The organism is Tritonibacter mobilis F1926 (assembly GCF_000376545.2).
Taxonomy (GTDB): domain Bacteria; phylum Pseudomonadota; class Alphaproteobacteria; order Rhodobacterales; family Rhodobacteraceae; genus Epibacterium; species Epibacterium mobile.
This window is the reverse complement of record NZ_CP015230.1, coordinates 214,532-229,000: the sequence shown is the minus strand read 5'-3', so window position 1 is coordinate 229,000 and position 14,469 is coordinate 214,532. Positions and strand designations below refer to the sequence as shown.

Annotated in this window: 24 protein-coding genes; 1 reads left to right on the top strand and 23 read right to left on the bottom strand. The window is 57.9% G+C overall.

All coding sequences use genetic code 11. The features are described from left to right. Positions 1 to 101: 101 nt before the first annotated feature. From rpsK to K529_RS01095, 7 genes are all read right to left on the bottom strand, one after another. Entirely contained in the window at positions 102 to 491 is a 390-nt protein-coding gene (rpsK, locus tag K529_RS01125) for a 30S ribosomal protein S11 (protein WP_005621807.1), read from the bottom strand. A 16-nt stretch (positions 492 to 507) separates the two neighbouring features. After that, entirely contained in the window at positions 508 to 876 is a 369-nt protein-coding gene (gene rpsM, locus K529_RS01120) for a 30S ribosomal protein S13 (protein ID WP_005621809.1), read from the bottom strand. Between the two features lie 373 nt (positions 877 to 1,249). Beyond that, positions 1,250 to 1,831, bottom strand: a complete 582-nt coding sequence (locus K529_RS01115) for an adenylate kinase (protein WP_005621812.1) — start codon at positions 1,829 to 1,831, stop codon at positions 1,250 to 1,252. After that, positions 1,828 to 3,192: a preprotein translocase subunit SecY gene (gene secY, locus K529_RS01110; RefSeq protein WP_005621816.1), complete on the bottom strand. Its 1,365-nt coding sequence runs from the start codon at positions 3,190 to 3,192 to the stop codon at positions 1,828 to 1,830. The genes K529_RS01115 and secY overlap by 4 nt, the downstream gene beginning before the upstream one ends. A gap of 110 nt (positions 3,193 to 3,302) precedes the next feature. Then, positions 3,303 to 3,773: a 50S ribosomal protein L15 gene (rplO, locus tag K529_RS01105; protein ID WP_005621818.1), complete on the bottom strand. Its 471-nt coding sequence runs from the start codon at positions 3,771 to 3,773 to the stop codon at positions 3,303 to 3,305. 183 nt (positions 3,774 to 3,956) lie between these two features. Next, positions 3,957 to 4,649, bottom strand: coding sequence for a hypothetical protein (locus K529_RS01100; protein WP_005621820.1), 693 nt, complete (start codon positions 4,647 to 4,649; stop codon positions 3,957 to 3,959). Between the two features lie 451 nt (positions 4,650 to 5,100). Beyond that, positions 5,101 to 5,316, bottom strand: coding sequence for a DUF1127 domain-containing protein (locus K529_RS01095; RefSeq protein WP_005621822.1), 216 nt, complete (start codon positions 5,314 to 5,316; stop codon positions 5,101 to 5,103). A 260-nt stretch (positions 5,317 to 5,576) separates the two neighbouring features. On the opposite strand from K529_RS01095, the gene K529_RS01090 reads away from it, so the two are divergent. After that, positions 5,577 to 6,317, top strand: a complete 741-nt coding sequence (locus tag K529_RS01090; RefSeq protein ID WP_005621825.1) for a class I SAM-dependent methyltransferase — start codon at positions 5,577 to 5,579, stop codon at positions 6,315 to 6,317. 94 nt (positions 6,318 to 6,411) lie between these two features. Here the strand turns inward: K529_RS01090 and rpmD are convergent, their stop codons facing one another. The 16 genes from rpmD to K529_RS01010 all read right to left on the bottom strand — a co-directional run bounded on the left by rpmD (position 6,412) and on the right by K529_RS01010 (position 14,282). Next, the gene (rpmD, locus tag K529_RS01085; RefSeq protein ID WP_005621828.1) at positions 6,412 to 6,600 is read right to left on the bottom strand and encodes a 50S ribosomal protein L30; all 189 of its coding nucleotides are present in this window, start codon (positions 6,598 to 6,600) and stop codon (positions 6,412 to 6,414) included. Between the two features lie 12 nt (positions 6,601 to 6,612). After that, positions 6,613 to 7,176 carry a 30S ribosomal protein S5 gene (gene rpsE, locus K529_RS01080; protein WP_005621831.1) on the bottom strand — a complete coding sequence of 188 codons (564 nt, stop codon included), beginning with the start codon at positions 7,174 to 7,176 and terminating at the stop codon, positions 6,613 to 6,615. 167 nt (positions 7,177 to 7,343) lie between these two features. Further along, positions 7,344 to 7,703, bottom strand: coding sequence for a 50S ribosomal protein L18 (gene rplR / locus K529_RS01075; RefSeq protein WP_005621834.1), 360 nt, complete (start codon positions 7,701 to 7,703; stop codon positions 7,344 to 7,346). An 11-nt stretch (positions 7,704 to 7,714) separates the two neighbouring features. Beyond that, complete coding sequence (rplF, locus tag K529_RS01070; protein WP_005621838.1) at positions 7,715 to 8,248, bottom strand: 50S ribosomal protein L6; 534 nt, start codon at positions 8,246 to 8,248, stop codon at positions 7,715 to 7,717. A gap of 15 nt (positions 8,249 to 8,263) precedes the next feature. After that, positions 8,264 to 8,656: a 30S ribosomal protein S8 gene (rpsH, locus tag K529_RS01065; protein ID WP_005621841.1), complete on the bottom strand. Its 393-nt coding sequence runs from the start codon at positions 8,654 to 8,656 to the stop codon at positions 8,264 to 8,266. Between the two features lie 12 nt (positions 8,657 to 8,668). Continuing rightward, a complete protein-coding gene (rpsN, locus tag K529_RS01060) occupies positions 8,669 to 8,974 on the bottom strand; it encodes a 30S ribosomal protein S14 (protein ID WP_005621844.1) in 306 nt (101 codons plus the stop codon). Between the two features lie 19 nt (positions 8,975 to 8,993). Then, positions 8,994 to 9,557, bottom strand: a complete 564-nt coding sequence (gene rplE, locus K529_RS01055; protein WP_005621847.1) for a 50S ribosomal protein L5 — start codon at positions 9,555 to 9,557, stop codon at positions 8,994 to 8,996. After that, positions 9,557 to 9,862: a 50S ribosomal protein L24 gene (rplX, locus tag K529_RS01050; RefSeq protein ID WP_005621849.1), complete on the bottom strand. Its 306-nt coding sequence runs from the start codon at positions 9,860 to 9,862 to the stop codon at positions 9,557 to 9,559. Before rplX ends, rplE begins: the two co-directional genes overlap by 1 nt. Further along, positions 9,862 to 10,230, bottom strand: a complete 369-nt coding sequence (rplN, locus tag K529_RS01045) for a 50S ribosomal protein L14 (RefSeq protein ID WP_005621870.1) — start codon at positions 10,228 to 10,230, stop codon at positions 9,862 to 9,864. The genes rplX and rplN overlap by 1 nt, the downstream gene beginning before the upstream one ends. 100 nt (positions 10,231 to 10,330) lie before the next feature. Continuing rightward, positions 10,331 to 10,561: a 30S ribosomal protein S17 gene (gene rpsQ / locus K529_RS01040; protein WP_005621877.1), complete on the bottom strand. Its 231-nt coding sequence runs from the start codon at positions 10,559 to 10,561 to the stop codon at positions 10,331 to 10,333. A 12-nt stretch (positions 10,562 to 10,573) separates the two neighbouring features. Then, a complete protein-coding gene (gene rpmC / locus K529_RS01035; RefSeq protein ID WP_005621881.1) occupies positions 10,574 to 10,774 on the bottom strand; it encodes a 50S ribosomal protein L29 in 201 nt (66 codons plus the stop codon). A gap of 186 nt (positions 10,775 to 10,960) precedes the next feature. Continuing rightward, positions 10,961 to 11,383 (bottom strand): hypothetical protein, encoded by a 423-nt coding sequence (locus K529_RS01030; RefSeq protein ID WP_005621884.1) that lies wholly within the window; start codon positions 11,381 to 11,383, stop codon positions 10,961 to 10,963. Continuing rightward, on the bottom strand, positions 11,383 to 12,423 hold the full coding sequence (locus K529_RS01025) for a succinylglutamate desuccinylase/aspartoacylase family protein (protein WP_005621887.1): 1,041 nt from the start codon (positions 12,421 to 12,423) through the stop codon (positions 11,383 to 11,385). The genes K529_RS01030 and K529_RS01025 overlap by 1 nt, the downstream gene beginning before the upstream one ends. Positions 12,424 to 12,495: 72 nt before the next feature. Beyond that, positions 12,496 to 13,116: a 2OG-Fe(II) oxygenase family protein gene (locus tag K529_RS01020; RefSeq protein WP_040642357.1), complete on the bottom strand. Its 621-nt coding sequence runs from the start codon at positions 13,114 to 13,116 to the stop codon at positions 12,496 to 12,498. Between the two features lie 131 nt (positions 13,117 to 13,247). Continuing rightward, positions 13,248 to 13,958 carry a substrate-binding periplasmic protein gene (locus K529_RS01015; RefSeq protein WP_005621893.1) on the bottom strand — a complete coding sequence of 237 codons (711 nt, stop codon included), beginning with the start codon at positions 13,956 to 13,958 and terminating at the stop codon, positions 13,248 to 13,250. Between the two features lie 69 nt (positions 13,959 to 14,027). Then, positions 14,028 to 14,282: a hypothetical protein gene (locus tag K529_RS01010; protein ID WP_005621896.1), complete on the bottom strand. Its 255-nt coding sequence runs from the start codon at positions 14,280 to 14,282 to the stop codon at positions 14,028 to 14,030. Positions 14,283 to 14,469: the final 187 nt, after the last annotated feature.

The following is a 14,469-nucleotide window of genomic DNA, read 5'->3' as shown; positions in this document are numbered from 1 at the left end:
TTCCTGTCTGAACCCCATGTCCAAAGGATCAGACGCCCGAGGTTTCTAATGACGAACTGAGGCCCTGCACATGGCAAGGCCCCAGTATTCTTTGCTGTCGCTTAGACGCGGCGGCGCTTCGGCGGGCGGCAGCCGTTGTGGGCGATCGGGGTCACATCACGAATGTTGGTGATGTTGAAGCCGATTGCGGCCAGCGCGCGCAGGGCGGATTCACGACCCGAACCGGGGCCTTGAACCTCGACCTCAAGGGTCTTTACGCCGTGATCCTGAGCCTTGCGGCCCGCGTCTTCTGCAGCCATCTGCGCAGCATAGGGCGTGGACTTACGGGAGCCCTTGAAGCCCATGGTGCCAGCGGAGGACCAGGAGATCGCGTTGCCCTGAACGTCAGAGATCAGGATCTTGGTGTTGTTGAACGAAGAGTTCACATGGGCAACGCCCGTTGCGATATTCTTACGCTCTTTACGCTTCGTGCGGGTTTTATCACGTGCCATCTGTCAGGACCCTCCCTTACTTCTTCTTACCAGCAATGGCCTTTGCGGGGCCTTTGCGAGTACGAGCGTTGGTGTGGGTACGCTGACCACGGACCGGCAGGTTGCGACGGTGGCGCAGGCCACGGTAGCAGCCGAGATCCATCAGGCGCTTGATGTTCATCTGCACTTCACGACGCAGGTCACCTTCAACGGTGAAGGTTGCGTCGATGTGTTCGCGAATCGCCAGAACTTCTGCGTCGGAGAGTTCGTTCACACGACGGGTTACGTCGATGTTCACGGCCTCGCAGATGGCTTTGGCGGATGCAGGACCGATACCCGTGATATAGGTCAGGGCGATCGGGACCCGTTTGGCAGTCGGGATGTTAACGCCGGCAATACGTGCCACGTGTCACTTTCCTTTTTGGTTGCGGTTCCGTAGCTCCAGAACCTTTTTTCACAACACTCGACCAATTGGCGTGTGCCAAAGGGTCTCGCATGTCTCGAGGTAATCAGGTGGACAACGCAAATTGCCCGCCTGGAATGATTCCCAGCAGGGATGTGGGTTCGTATGTGGATTTGGCGGATGGGTCAACCCTCAAACCGGAAGGAAACGGCGTGGGCTGTAACTCCTGTTGCCTCACGTCAGTATCGGCCATCTCGACAGAGTCAGCAATGCCCAATTTGAGAGCAGATCGCCCCCGCCTTGCGCCCCCTGCCCCAAAAGAAAAACAGGCCGCCCATGGGCAGCCTGTCGAGAAATTCTGCGATGAGAATCAGGCTTACTCGCCCAAGATCCACGCGATGGATTTCTGCACCTCATCAATGGAGGCCATACCGTCGAGGCGCTGCAGGTTGCCCTTGGCCCAGTAGTAGCCAATCAGCGGCGAGGTCTTTTTGTAGTATTCCATCAGGCGAATGCGTACGGATTCCTCGTTGTCGTCCGCACGCGCTTCTTTGCCCGCAGCGCGTGCCTCTTCGGCGCGGTTGACGATGCGCTTTACGAGCACCTCATCATCGACCTGCATCTCGATCACTGCATCGAGCTTCAGATCCATTTCCGCCAGCAGTTTCTCAAGCGCATCCGCTTGCGCCAGAGTGCGCGGGAAGCCGTCGAAGATGAAACCACCCTCTGAACCCTCCTGCAGGCGTTCACGGATCAGACCGATCACGATCTGGTCGGTGACAAGTTTGCCCTCGGCCATGATCGCGGCAACTTTCTTGCCCATCTCGGAGCCGGAGGACTGCGCAGCGCGCAGCATGTCACCGGTGGAGAGCTGAGTCATGTTGCGGCTTTCAACCAAATGGCTGGCCTGTGTTCCTTTGCCTGCGCCCGGCGGGCCCAAGAGAATGATATTGGTCATCGGCGAGACGGTCCCCGTTTGGTGCGTTTCTTGTTACGACCGCGCAGTTGGCTCTTCTCAATGAGGCCTTCGTATTGGTGCGCGAGAAGATGGCTCTGTACCTGCTGGATCGTATCCATGGTCACAGAGACCACAATCAGAACCGAGGTACCGCCAAAGTAAACCGGAATGGCGAAATTGTTGCGCAAAATCTCCGGCAGCAAACACACCAGTGCGAGATAGCCTGACCCGAGCACAAGGATGCGGTTCACCACATATTCGATGTACTCCGCAGTCTTCTTGCCGGGGCGAATTCCGGGCACAAAGCCGTTCTGGTTCTTCAGGTTTTGCGCAACTTCATCCGGCTTGAACGAGACGTTGAAGGTGTAGAAATACGCGAAGAACACGATCATCCCTGTAAAGAACAGCAGATAGAGCGGCTGGCCGGGGCCAAAGTTCGCCAAGAGCCAGCTCATCACCGGGCTTGATGCGGAACCCTGGCTGAAGGTGGAGATCGTGGTCGGCAGCAAGAGCAGCGAGGAGGCAAAGATCGCCGGGATCACGCCTGCCGGGTTGACCTTCACGGGCAGATGCGAGGAACCACCATCATAGACCTTCATGCCGACTTGGCGACGCGGGTACTGAATGTGGATCTTGCGCAGCGCACGCTCCATGAAGACCACGAACATGATCACTGCAACCACCATCACGATGACCGCGATGATCACCGCCGGAGAGATCGCACCAGACCGGCCAGAGGCAAAGAACTGTGCAATCGCGGCCGGGATTTCCGCAATGATGCCGACGAAGATAATCAGCGAGATACCGTTGCCGATGCCGCGGTTGGTGATCTGCTCACCCAGCCACATCAGGAACATGGTTCCGCCCACCAGCGTGATCATGCACGAGAGGCGGAAATAAAGACCCGGATCAAAGGCCATATCCCCCGCTTCCAGCGAAGCCGCAAGGCCATAAGCCTGTGCGGTTGCCAGCACCACAGTGCCGTAGCGGGTGTATTGGTTGATCTTCTTGCGACCCTGCTCGCCCTCTTTCTTGAGCTGTTCGAGCGCGGGCACCATGGAGGTCAGCAACTGCACGATAATGGAGGCCGAGATGTAGGGCATAATGCCCAGGGCAAAAATACCCATGCGGCCCAATGCACCACCGGTAAACATCGACACCATACCGCCAATGCCCTGCCCGGCGGTGTCCATGAACTGGCGCAATGCATCGGCGTCGATTCCCGGAACGGGAATCCAAGTGCCCAAACGATAGACAATCAAAAGTCCGATCGTAAACAGGATGCGGTTGCGCAGATCCGTGGCCTTGCCGAGCGCTGCCCAGCTGGTGTTCGCCGCCATTTGTTCTGCTGCTGATACCATAAAAGGAGTCTCTTTTTGCGAAAACGCCGCCCGGAACCGTTTTCCGGCTCGGACGGCGTATGGGAAAACTGATGACTTATGTAAGCGGCTTACGCGCCGCTCACAAGCCGTTACTCAGCTGCGGCCTCAGATGCCACGGTCAGGGCGCCGCCTGCCTTGGAGACTGCCTCGACGGCAGCTTTGGAGGCACCGGTCACAGCGATGGTCGCTTTTGCGGTGAATTCACCTTTGGCCAGCACGCGGACGCCGTCGAGCTTGCGACGAACCAGACCGGATGCAACCAGGCTGTCTTCGGTCACAGAAGCCGCGTCGAGCTTGCCTGCGTCGATGAATTTCTGGATCAGGCCGAGGTTCACAACAGCGTATTTCTTGGCGTTGGGCTTGTTGAAGCCACGCTTAGGCAGACGCTGGTAGAGCGGCATTTGGCCACCCTCGTAGCCATTGATTGCTACACCGGAACGGGACTTCTGACCTTTGATACCGCGGCCACCCATTTTACCTTTGCCGGAACCCGGACCACGGCCAACGCGGGTCCGTTTTTGGGCTGCACCTGGGTTGTCGCGCAGTTCATTGAGTTTCATATCGCTTCTCCTACAGCCGGAAGTGACCCCATGAAGCGATCAGGGTCAGACACGGCATTTCTTGGTTTTGATTCTTGCAGCACAAAAGGCCACCGGGGGCGTATAGACGGGATGCGGTGCGGGATCAAGAGCGGCCTCACCCGATGCGCCTGATGACCCAAGGCAGCGCGCGATATCGCGGCGCTATTTCTTCAACGCGCTGGTGATGGTAACCGTCTCTTTAGCACTGGACCCCACATTGACCGTCCCGCCCGTTACCGAGACCTCGCCCAGAAGACGCCCCAACTCGTAGCCCCAGACGTGATAGTCATAGCACCCGGGCTGCACCGCAAACGCACGCGTCTGACCCGGCTCGATGGTCTCTTTGGGGGCCATGGCATCTGGGGTGCGCTTGCCACAGGGGCTGATGCTGACCGATGTCAGCGCAAAAGGAGTGGCATTGCTGACGATCACTTGCGCCTTGGCCTGCGCCACGGGGGGCGTATTAGGCGTGGCGGAGCGCCCCGTGCCAGAGCTGTCCTTGCGCGCCTCCAGCACATATCGCTGCTCCGCCGCATCGAAACGGTAGTTTTCTACACGGTAGATCACGCCGGTATCGGCATTATACTGCACCGCGCTATACCCCGACGTGCCAGAATAGCTGGCAAAATTCGCCTGCATGTTCCGCCCACCCTGCGGGTTTTTGGCCACCGGCTTCCCGTAGAGAGCAATCACCTCTGAAATAGTGGTGCGTCCGGGTTCAATCGCGCCCATCAACGCCGCGCGCCCCTCCGGTGAATCGCCGATCTGATTAGAGCCGCTGATGTCATCGCTCATACAGCCTGCGGCCAAAGTCAGACAAAACAGGGCACACAGGCTGCGTCGGGCGCGAAACATGGCATATTCCTCTCAGATAGACTGAGTGGACCGTGCCGCATCCCGGCCACGGTTGTAAATCCCACAGGCATTGTCACGCGCCATTGGGGTGTATTTTACGGCGTCTCTACCGCTGTCTGTGTGATGAGGGCGCTGAAAGTGATAAAGGGCGGCGCCGCCAGTTTGGAAATGGATCGGAGGCGTCACCCTCCAAGAAGAACAGATATCTGACCTTGCACCCCCAGACGTCACTCCGGGGGTCCTGCTCCAGATTGGCCAGCCTGCCACGACCGGCCTGCGAGTTGCGCAACTCGCCGAACACAATACCCTATCCACGCAAAGATCCCCCTACCGGACCGCGCGCCCCTCGCGCAACAAAAACGCCCCCACGATGTGGAGGCGCTTTTATGGGGCTGCTCATACTAAGGGAGGAGGATCGGATGGCGGCCGCCTTATCTCAGAGATCGAGCGTTCACGCGCCGTAAACGTGGGTGCGCGCCAGATCAGCGATATCGCAGCGACGAATGCCGATGTCGGCCAGATCACGGTCGGTGAGCGCGTCCAGCTCGTCATAGGTGCGCTTATATTCCTTGTAGAGCGCCCAGGAGGTGCGGGCATTCTCTGCCACGCCACGCAGGCGGGCAAAAAGGGAAGAAGACGCGATGTTTGTGTTCAGTACATGTGCCATGTGTTTTGGTCCTTATCTCTAGCCGGGACGGGTTTCCGCGGCTCTTGTTGTCTCTGTTCAATTCCTTTGACACTTGCGAAGATAAGGTAGGGTGTTGGCGCTAACAACTGACAGTTCGGAACACCCGCTATGCTGCAGGTGCATAGACGATCTATTAACCCGCATTTTCCCACCTGACATTCCCCTTCCCTTTCGTGAGAGTGAACGAAAGACACAATTTTCTCTCTTTCCCTTGCACACCAACCCATTGCGAAGGTGCCATGACCGAACCCGCCAAAGACATTTACGACCCTGAATTTGTCGCTGACCTTTTTGATCGATGCTCCTCAAGCTACCGCAGCTGGAGCGCCGTGAGTTCGTTTGGCTTTGTCGCGATCTGGCGACATCAATGCGTCGCGCGCCTGCCGCGTCGTGTTGGATCGCGCCCTGTTGTGGTCGACTTGATGGCTGGCACCGGCGAGGTCTGGCCCTACGTGCTGCGCCGGATACCCGAGGTTGCGACCATCACCGCGTTGGATATTTCGCATCGCATGCATCTTGAGGCCGTAGAGCGGCTGCATCGCAGCTATTCCGATAGGATCACACATATCGAAGCCAACGCGCTGCAAAGCGACCTGCCCGCAAACCATGCGGATTTACTTGTCTCGACCTTTGGGCTGAAGACCTTCAACACCGATCAACAAAGCGAGTTGGCAAGACAGATCGCACGTATTCTGAAACCCGGCGGCAGCTTTTCCCTGATTGAGGCCTCCGACCCCAAAGGATGGATGCTGCGGCCTTTCTATCGGTTCTACCTCGACAGGATGCTCCCTTTGATTGAGCGGTACTTCCTGCGCGGTGCAAATGATTTCAGCATGATCGGCGCCTACACACAGAATTTTGGCGACTGCACATATTTTGCGGATGCATTGCGGGCAAATGGTCTTTCGGTCGAGATGAAGAAACACTTCTTTGGCTGCGCCACCAGCGTTGCGGGCACCAAGCCACCGCACCACACGTAGGAGGGCGCGCGCCCACCGGCGCATTGACCTTATCAACAAAAAACGCCCCCGGATCTCTCCGAGGGCGTTTTTTAGTGCATGTCGACAAAGAGGCTTAGCCGCGCTCTTCGACGATTTCCACCAGATGCGGGATCTTGTTGATCATGCCGCGTACGGAAGGGGTATCTTCCAGTTCGCGGGTTTTGTGCATCTTGTTCAGGCCCAGGCCGATCAGGGTTGCGCGCTGTTCGGCGGGGCGACGGATCGGGGAACCGATCTGTTTCACGACGATTGTTTTAGCCATGGATCAGTCTCCTTACGCTTCTGCTTCCGCAGGTGCTTCGTCCCGCTTGGGCAGGATGTCAGCAACCTTTTTGCCACGACGCTGAGCAACAGAGCGCGGGCTCTGCTCTTTTTTCAGGCCGTCGATGGTGGCGCGGATCATGTTGTAAGGGTTCTGAGAGCCAACGGACTTGGAAACCACGTCCTTGATGCCCAGCATTTCAAACACGGCACGCATCGGACCACCGGCGATGATACCAGTACCTTCCGGAGCGGTGCGCATGACCACTTTGCCGGCGCCGTGGCGACCGTACATGTCGTGGTGCAGGGTACGACCCTCTTTCAGCGGCACGCGGATCATCTGGCGCTTGGCTTGCTCGGTTGCCTTGCGGATCGCCTCGGGCACCTCTTTGGCTTTACCTTTGCCGAAGCCGACGCGACCTTTTTGGTCACCTACGACGACGAGCGCGGCGAAGCCGAAGCGCTTACCACCCTTAACGGTTTTGGACACGCGGTTGATCGCGACCAGACGATCTGCAAACTCCGGTGTCTCTTCACGGTCGCGGCGGTTGCCGCGGCGGTTATCACGTTCTGCCATTTGGCATTCCTTCATGATGTGACGAGGAAGTCAGACCGCCCCGTCAAATGCTCCAATCCTGGTGAGCTTGCCGCAAGGCCTGCCCCCGGATCATCGGGACCACCAAGGCGGTCCACTCTTTCCAAAATCGCTCGGGCGCCCCGGCCAGCGGGACGCCCGGTTGATCCTTAGATCTTCAGACCACCTTCACGCGCAGCGTCGGCCAGAGCCTTCACTTTGCCATGATAGAGGAAACCGCCACGATCGAAGTATGCTTCGGTCACGCCAGCCGCTTTCGCGCGCTCTGCGATCACGGAACCTACTTTGGTTGCCGCTTCGATGTTGTTCTTGCCTACAAAACCAAGATCCTTTTCCAGGGTCGAGGCTGCGGCGAGAGTCACACCTTTGACGTCGTCGATCAGCTGAACAGAGATGTTCTTGTTCGAGCGGTGCACGGAGAGACGCAGACGACCTGCGTTCACCTTGCGAAGCTTGTTCCGGACGCGCAGACGACGCTTCAGAAACAGGGTACGTTTGCTGTTTGCCATTTTGCTTGTCCTTACTTCTTCTTGCCTTCCTTGCGGAAGATGAACTCGCCTTTGTAGCGGATGCCTTTGCCTTTGTAGGGCTCGGGACGACGCCAGTCGCGGATTTTCGCCGCCACTTCGCCTACCGCTTGCGCGTCTGCACCTTCCACAACGATTTCGGTCTGCTTCGGTGCGGTGATGGTGACACCTTCCGGAGCAGTGAAATCGACGTCGTGGCTATAGCCAAGGTTCAGCTTCAGGGTGTTGCCCTGCATCTGAGCCCGGTAACCAACACCCTGAATTTCAAGCTCTTTCTTGAAACCTTGGGTGACGCCCTGAACCATGTTGGCAACCATGGTGCGGGACATGCCCCACTGCTGACGCGCGCGCTTGGATTTACCGCGCGGCTCAACTTTCACCACGTTGTCCTCAACAGTGAGGGTGACGTCGTCAGTTGCGGTGAAGGTCTGGGCGCCTTTCGGGCCCTTCACTTCGATGGTCTGGCCGGACAGGCTCGCGGAAACACCGCTGGGCAGGTCGACCGGTTTTTTACCAATACGAGACATTGTGCACAGGCCTCCTTAGAAGACGGTGCAAAGCACTTCGCCACCAACGTTGGCCGCGCGTGCGTTTGCATCCGACATCACACCTTTGGGGGTGGAGACAATCGACACACCCAGGCCCTGACGGACCGACGGGATGTCATTGACGCCCATGTAAACGCGACGACCGGGTTTGGAGACCCGCTTCAGTTCGCGAATAACAGGTTCGCCTTCGTAGTACTTCAGGCTGATTTCCAGCGCCGGGTGGCCGCGTTCATCAGTCGCGCTCTCATAGCCGCGGATGTAGCCCTCGGACTGCAGCACATCCAGAACCCAAGCGCGCAATTTGGACGCCGGAGTCATGACAGTGGATTTGCCACGCAGTTGAGAGTTACGGATACGGGTGAGCATATCGCCGATAGGATCGTTCATATTGTCTCTCCCTTACCAGCTCGATTTCACCATGCCGGGGATCTGGCCATTGGAGCCCAGTTCCCGCAGAGCGATCCGGCTTACCTTCAGCTTACGGTAGTAAGCGTGGGGACGGCCGGTCAGCTGGCAGCGGTTATGCAGACGGGTTGCCGAGCTGTTGCGCGGCAGTTTCGCCAGTTTCAGACGCGCTTTGAAACGCTCTTCCATCGGGCGGGATTCGTCATTCGCGATCTCTTTAAGCTCGGCACGTTTGGCAGCGTATTTGGCCACCAGGCGCTCGCGCTTTTTCTCGCGTTCGATCATTGCTTTTTTAGCCATGGTCTCTTCCTCTCCGCGATCAGCTGTTGAAGGGCATGTTGAAAGCTTTCAACAGCGCCTTAGCTTCCGCGTCGGTGTTCGCGGTGGTGGCAATTACGATGTCCATGCCCCAGGCTTCGTCGATCTTGTCGAAATCGATTTCCGGGAACACGATGTGCTCTTTCAGGCCAAGGGCGTAGTTGCCACGACCGTCGAAAGAGGTGCCGGACACACCGCGGAAGTCGCGGATCCGGGGCATCGCGATGGTGATCAGACGGTCGAGGAATTCATACATCCGCTCGCCACGCAGGGTCACCTTTGCACCCATCGGCATGCCTTCACGAACACGGAAGCCAGCGATGGAGTTCTTTGCAACGGTGGTCAGCGCTTTCTGACCGGCGATCTTGGTCAGGTCTTCCTGAGCCGATTTCGCCTTCTTGCTGTCTTTGACGGCTGCACGGCCGCAGCCGATGTTCAGAACGATTTTGTCCAGCTTAGGGATCATCATCTCGTTCTTGTAGCCGAATTCCTCTTTGAGGGCGCCACGGATGGTGTCCTTGTAGAGGGTCTTCAGACGCGGGGTGTAGGTTGCATCGTCAAGCATCAGACAGTCTCCCCGGTGGTTTTTGCAAAGCGCACCTTCTTGCCGTCTTCTTCGCGGAAGCCGACGCGGGTTGCTTTGCCGTTGGAGTCCAGCAGAGCCAGGTTCGAAAGATCGATCGGCAGGGCCTTGGGCAGGCGGCCACCTTGCGATGTCTGGGTCTGACGGGTGTGACGGATGGCCATGTTCACGCCATCTACGACAGCTTTACCGGCTTTGGGGTCAACGGAGGCAATGGTGCCTTCTTTGCCCTTATCGCGACCAGCAAGCACGACGACCTTGTCGCCTTTGCGCAGTTTAGCAGCCATTAGAGCACCTCCGGAGCGAGCGAGATGATCTTCATGAAGTTCTTCGCGCGAAGTTCGCGAACAACCGGGCCGAAGATACGGGTGCCGACCGGCTCGTTGTTGTTATTCAGGATAACAGCAGCGTTACGGTCAAAACGGATTGCGGTGCCGTCTTCACGACGGACCTCTTTGGCGGTGCGAACGACAACGGCCTTACGGACGTCACCCTTCTTCACGCGACCGCGCGGGATGGCTTCTTTAACCGAGACAACAATAATGTCGCCAACGGAAGCGTACTTACGCTTGGAGCCACCCAGAACCTTGATGCACTGAACTCGGCGAGCGCCGGAGTTATCAGCTACATCCAGATTTGTTTGCATCTGGATCATGTGGTTTCTCCCGACCTTTGGGGCAGCGATGCGTGCTGTGATCCCCCAGGGTTTCGACTGTGCTAAAAAGCCTAGTCGCCAGGAGCCTCAGACGAGGCTCTTAGGCTTCCAGAACTTCCCAGCGTTTCGTTTTCGATTTCGGCGCGCATTCGATGATGCGTACGGAGTCGCCGACCTTGAAAGCGTTCTTTTCATCGTGAGCCCGGTATTTTTTGGACTTACGGATGGTTTTCTTCAGAACCGGGTGTGTGAAACGACGTTCCACGGACACGGTGACGGTCTGAGCGTTTGCGTCGGAGGTCACGACGCCTTGCAGGATACGTTTGGGCATCTGAGAGGCTCCTTATTCGGCCGCTGCTGCGGCTTTTTCGTTCAGGATGGTTTTCACGCGAGCAGCGTTGCGGCGTGCCGCTTTGATGCCTGCAGTGTTTTCCAGCTGACCGGTCGCTTGTTGAAAGCGCAGGTTGAAGCTCTCTTTTTTGAGGTTTGCGAGTTCATCGCGGAGCTCGTCCACGGTTTTGTCGCGCAGATCCTTGGCGTTCATCGCCTTGCGTTCCTTTCCTTGGCACCAGAGGGCCCCTTATGGTGGGTCACCCTTTACCCTGGTGGGTTATGTCGTCTGCAGGATATGCAGAAAAAGAATCGCCCGACACAATCCGACTCGCGAATTGCGGTGAGCGATGCGTCCCTCTACAGGAGGGGGGCTGGGAGGGCAAGGGAAATCCTGTGGCTACTTAACAGCCCTTGTGCTTGTCACCCAAACGAGTGCGCCAAGGCCCACGACAATGGCGCCGCCCATAATGACCATTGCGTCACGTGCCGTCGCAATCCCTGAAAAGATCAAGCCAGCATTCAAACCGCACGCAGCGAGCGTCACCACAAAGACCCCAATAGACAGATTCCGCCGCAAGCCCGCCACGCTTACGCCCTCAGGTCTTATACATTTTTCAAAAAGACCACCGAAGATCAGGGAAAAGGCGATCACACTGAACAACCATGCAAATACACCGGTGATTACTATGTCTAAGTATGATCGATCTGCCCCTTGCCTCGCGAGAGTTGACGTAACCGTCAACCAGAAAAAGAGCTTCGCAATGTTATAAAATACCACGGGTGAAATGAGAACAAAGCTTACGAGCAGCCCTTTGCGCATCAGATAATCTCGTCCTCATCAAACATCGCTGCCCCATCAAGCTGCGCGTTCAGCGTCTCGATCTGCTGCTCTGCGGTTGCTGAGTTCACGGTTGCGATGTGAAACAACGCATCCCCCTCGTTCACGATGGGTAGGTTGGCGCGGCCGATGATGAGGCCCGTCTGGCTGGCGGTCAGTTCCATCTCTTCCTCGCCGAAAGGATCTGCAACGATCCCCAGCACGTCACCGGGCTCGACCATCTCACCGATGGTTTTATAGGCGCGCAGCAGCCCCCCTGCCGGCGCGCGCTCCCACACAGAATCGGCGGCGCGTACCGGCACGCCTTCGGCCAAGGGTACGCCGTCCTCAGGGATCATATCGAGCGCATGCATCACCCGTAGGATACCCGCAACGCCAACACGGGCCGATTGCTCGTCAAACCTCAGCCCCTCCCCTGCTTCATAGAGCAGAATATCAACGCCCGCCTTTTGCGCTTCTTTGCGAAGGGAGCCATCGCGCAAGCCCGAGCGGATCACCACCGGCGCGCCAAAGGCATCAGCATAGGCGAGAGTCTCTTGCGCCTTGGGAGAAACGCGGATCTGCGGCAGGTTTGTGCGGTGGATCGCAGCGGAATGCAGATCAATACCGAGGTCCGAGCGGGCCACGATCTCGGTCATAAAGAGATGCGCCAGACGGCTGGCGAGTGAGCCGCCTTCGCTGCCGGGAAAACAGCGATTGAGGTCGCGCCGGTCCGGCAGATAACGCGAATGATTGAGAAAGCCGAAGGTGTTGACGATGGGCACAACGATCAGCGTGCCGCGCAAGCGCGAAAACTGGCGGCTGCGCAACAGGCGGCGGGCAATTTCCACGCCGATCACCTCATCGCCATGGATGGCCGCAGACACAAACAGCGTCGGGCCCTCCTCAGCGCCGTGGATGACATGGGCGGACATATTGACCGGCGTATGGTCGGACAACACGCTCACCGGCAGATCGACCGTGCGCCTCGTGCCGGGCGGAATATGAAAGCCGCCGATTTCAAAAGGTGAACGCCGCGCCATGAAAAAGCCTCTCGGAAGTGTTTTCCAAGAGGCTATGCAGCTTTGCGGGTATTTACAATCTGTCTGGCGCGCTCAGGCCCAAGCGTAGTTGAAAGACACGGAAATCCGCTCGTCTTCGGACATGTTCATCGGCACCTCATGGCGAATGAAGCTCTCCCACAAGAGGACATCGCCCACATTTGGTGCCTCGTAGACAAAGGTGCGCAGCTCACGGCGACAGTCTTTGGTGCGGGGTGGGTGCGCCATCATCATGGCGTGACGCGGGTCTTCCAGCTTCAGCGCCGAGGCCCCGTCCGGCATCGACACATAGGTGGTGCCAGAGATCACGGAATGCGGATGGATGTGGCTGGCATGGGTGCCGCCTTCGGGCAGGATGTTGATCCACAGATCCTCCAGCTTCAGCTCTCGCCCGTCGAGATTGAGTTCCAGATCCTGCGCAAAGGCCCCGACATGTGCGTCCAGCGACTTGACCAGATCGGCAAAGATCGGGAACCGCCACGGCAGATCGGTGAGCGACGCATAGGAGGTATAGCCGGGATAGCCGTTTTCCTCGCACCAGTCCTGCCCCGCCTCGTCATCCTCGGCGATGGTGATGCAGGAGGCTTCCATCTCCTGCGGGTCAATCTTGGGGCCGTGCTCGGAGAGCGCAGCCCGGTAAAGGCGGGTCACAAAGAGGGAATCGATCTGGGCCATGGCGCTCTCATAGCGCAAGCGCGGCAGGTTTGGCGAGAGGCCCCGCATTCCGCACGCGGCTCTCGGGATCTATTTTTGCATGGGTGCACACGCCCGACGTGGGCGTGTGCTGTGTCACACAGGGTGACCGGTTATTCGTATTTCGCCATGATTTCGGCCTGCGTGCCGTCGTCAATCATGCTCTGCAGCGCCTCTTGCATACGTGCGACAAGTGCCTGATCGGTCTTGTGGCTACAGGCCACCGACATGGTGGTTGTTGAAATCACCAGCGCCTCTTCGATCTCGGCCCCATCGGCAAGTGCTGCCTCTAGGAACGAACCAGAGGTCGCCATCAGATCAATACGGCCCTGAAGCAGTTTTTTGAGCGTCGCAGATTGCGAGGGTGCGAGATCGATCGCCTCAAACCCTGCCTCCTCCAGCACTCCAACCGTGTAGTCCCCGGTCTGGGTGCCGGTTCGATATCCGCGCGCATCGTCGATTGAGGCCGGAGCGATATCGCTGCCCGCCTTGCGCACCAGAATGGTGCTGTCGCTCGCCAGAGGTTCAACCCACTGAAAGTTCGGGTCGCGCTCTTCGGTGTGCGTGGTGCTGAACACGCAAGTATTGGGGCGACGTTCCGCCTGACCGATGGCGCGTGACCATTGCGTCAGTTCCGCCTCATAGGTGATCCCGGCACGGTTCATCATTTCAAAGACCTGATCCGCCCCGAGGCCGACGATTTCGCCGTCGCGCTCAAAATTCATGGGCGCATAATCCTCGGTCAACAACATGACATCTGCGGCCTGCGCGGCCCCTCCAAGACCAAGGGCAACGGCGGTGGCGACACTGGTTACGAAATTCATGAGGAAGCTCCCTTTTGTTGGTTTCTATTCCGAGCCGGAGTTTATGTGCAGAATCTGAATGAATGGTTCTCAGCCGTTAGCTCTGGGCGGGTCATCAAAAACATAGGCGCAGCCCTCGATCACCATGCCCCGATCCGATGCCATTGGATTCCCCACCAAGAACCAGCGCCAGCCTCCGCGGCCTGAAATCCCGCGGGAGTAGGTGCAGCCATTGGCCAACGTCCAATAGGTGGCATCCTGATACCGATAGGGCGCCTGAGAGATCCGGGTGACCTGCGACGGGTCAGAACTGTCGATAGAAAGAGGCTCTTGTGTGCAGGACATCACAACACTCAGGCTTAGGGCCAAACTGCAAAGCAAAACGCGTCGTATGGGTATCATGATGCAGCCTCATTCAGTCAAAACGCGTGTCATCCACGCAGCAACGACCATAGGAACAATTCATGAACAATTGACCAATTCAGCATGAGATCAGCGTGAATTCACCCACCCGAGCCGATACGAACCGCTG

Excerpts from the sequence above, each read along its gene's own strand:
- rpsK (WP_005621807.1), bottom strand. The coding sequence starts at position 491 with ATGGCACGTGATAAAACCCGCACGAAGCGTAAAGAGCGTAAGAATATC.
- K529_RS01115 (WP_005621812.1), bottom strand. The coding sequence starts at position 1,831 with ATGACCAATATCATTCTCTTGGGCCCGCCGGGCGCAGGCAAAGGAACA.
- secY (WP_005621816.1), bottom strand. The coding sequence starts at position 3,192 with ATGGTATCAGCAGCAGAACAAATGGCGGCGAACACCAGCTGGGCAGCG.
- rplO (WP_005621818.1), bottom strand. The coding sequence starts at position 3,773 with ATGAAACTCAATGAACTGCGCGACAACCCAGGTGCAGCCCAAAAACGG.
- K529_RS01100 (WP_005621820.1), bottom strand. The coding sequence starts at position 4,649 with ATGTTTCGCGCCCGACGCAGCCTGTGTGCCCTGTTTTGTCTGACTTTG.
- K529_RS01095 (WP_005621822.1), bottom strand. The coding sequence starts at position 5,316 with ATGGCACATGTACTGAACACAAACATCGCGTCTTCTTCCCTTTTTGCC.
- K529_RS01090 (WP_005621825.1), top strand. The coding sequence starts at position 5,577 with ATGACCGAACCCGCCAAAGACATTTACGACCCTGAATTTGTCGCTGAC.
- rpmD (WP_005621828.1), bottom strand. The coding sequence starts at position 6,600 with ATGGCTAAAACAATCGTCGTGAAACAGATCGGTTCCCCGATCCGTCGC.
- rpsE (WP_005621831.1), bottom strand. The coding sequence starts at position 7,176 with ATGGCAGAACGTGATAACCGCCGCGGCAACCGCCGCGACCGTGAAGAG.
- rplR (WP_005621834.1), bottom strand. The coding sequence starts at position 7,703 with ATGGCAAACAGCAAACGTACCCTGTTTCTGAAGCGTCGTCTGCGCGTC.
- rplF (WP_005621838.1), bottom strand. The coding sequence starts at position 8,248 with ATGTCTCGTATTGGTAAAAAACCGGTCGACCTGCCCAGCGGTGTTTCC.
- rpsH (WP_005621841.1), bottom strand. The coding sequence starts at position 8,656 with ATGAACGATCCTATCGGCGATATGCTCACCCGTATCCGTAACTCTCAA.
- rpsN (WP_005621844.1), bottom strand. The coding sequence starts at position 8,974 with ATGGCTAAAAAAGCAATGATCGAACGCGAGAAAAAGCGCGAGCGCCTG.
- rplE (WP_005621847.1), bottom strand. The coding sequence starts at position 9,557 with ATGCTTGACGATGCAACCTACACCCCGCGTCTGAAGACCCTCTACAAG.
- rplX (WP_005621849.1), bottom strand. The coding sequence starts at position 9,862 with ATGGCTGCTAAACTGCGCAAAGGCGACAAGGTCGTCGTGCTTGCTGGT.
- rplN (WP_005621870.1), bottom strand. The coding sequence starts at position 10,230 with ATGATCCAGATGCAAACAAATCTGGATGTAGCTGATAACTCCGGCGCT.
- rpsQ (WP_005621877.1), bottom strand. The coding sequence starts at position 10,561 with ATGCCCAAACGTATCCTGCAAGGCGTCGTGACCTCCGACGCAAACGCT.
- rpmC (WP_005621881.1), bottom strand. The coding sequence starts at position 10,774 with ATGAACGCCAAGGATCTGCGCGACAAAACCGTGGACGAGCTCCGCGAT.
- K529_RS01030 (WP_005621884.1), bottom strand. The coding sequence starts at position 11,383 with ATGCGCAAAGGGCTGCTCGTAAGCTTTGTTCTCATTTCACCCGTGGTA.
- K529_RS01025 (WP_005621887.1), bottom strand. The coding sequence starts at position 12,423 with ATGGCGCGGCGTTCACCTTTTGAAATCGGCGGCTTTCATATTCCGCCC.
- K529_RS01020 (WP_040642357.1), bottom strand. The coding sequence starts at position 13,116 with ATGGCCCAGATCGATTCCCTCTTTGTGACCCGCCTTTACCGGGCTGCG.
- K529_RS01015 (WP_005621893.1), bottom strand. The coding sequence starts at position 13,958 with ATGAATTTCGTAACCAGTGTCGCCACCGCCGTTGCCCTTGGTCTTGGA.
- K529_RS01010 (WP_005621896.1), bottom strand. The coding sequence starts at position 14,282 with ATGTCCTGCACACAAGAGCCTCTTTCTATCGACAGTTCTGACCCGTCG.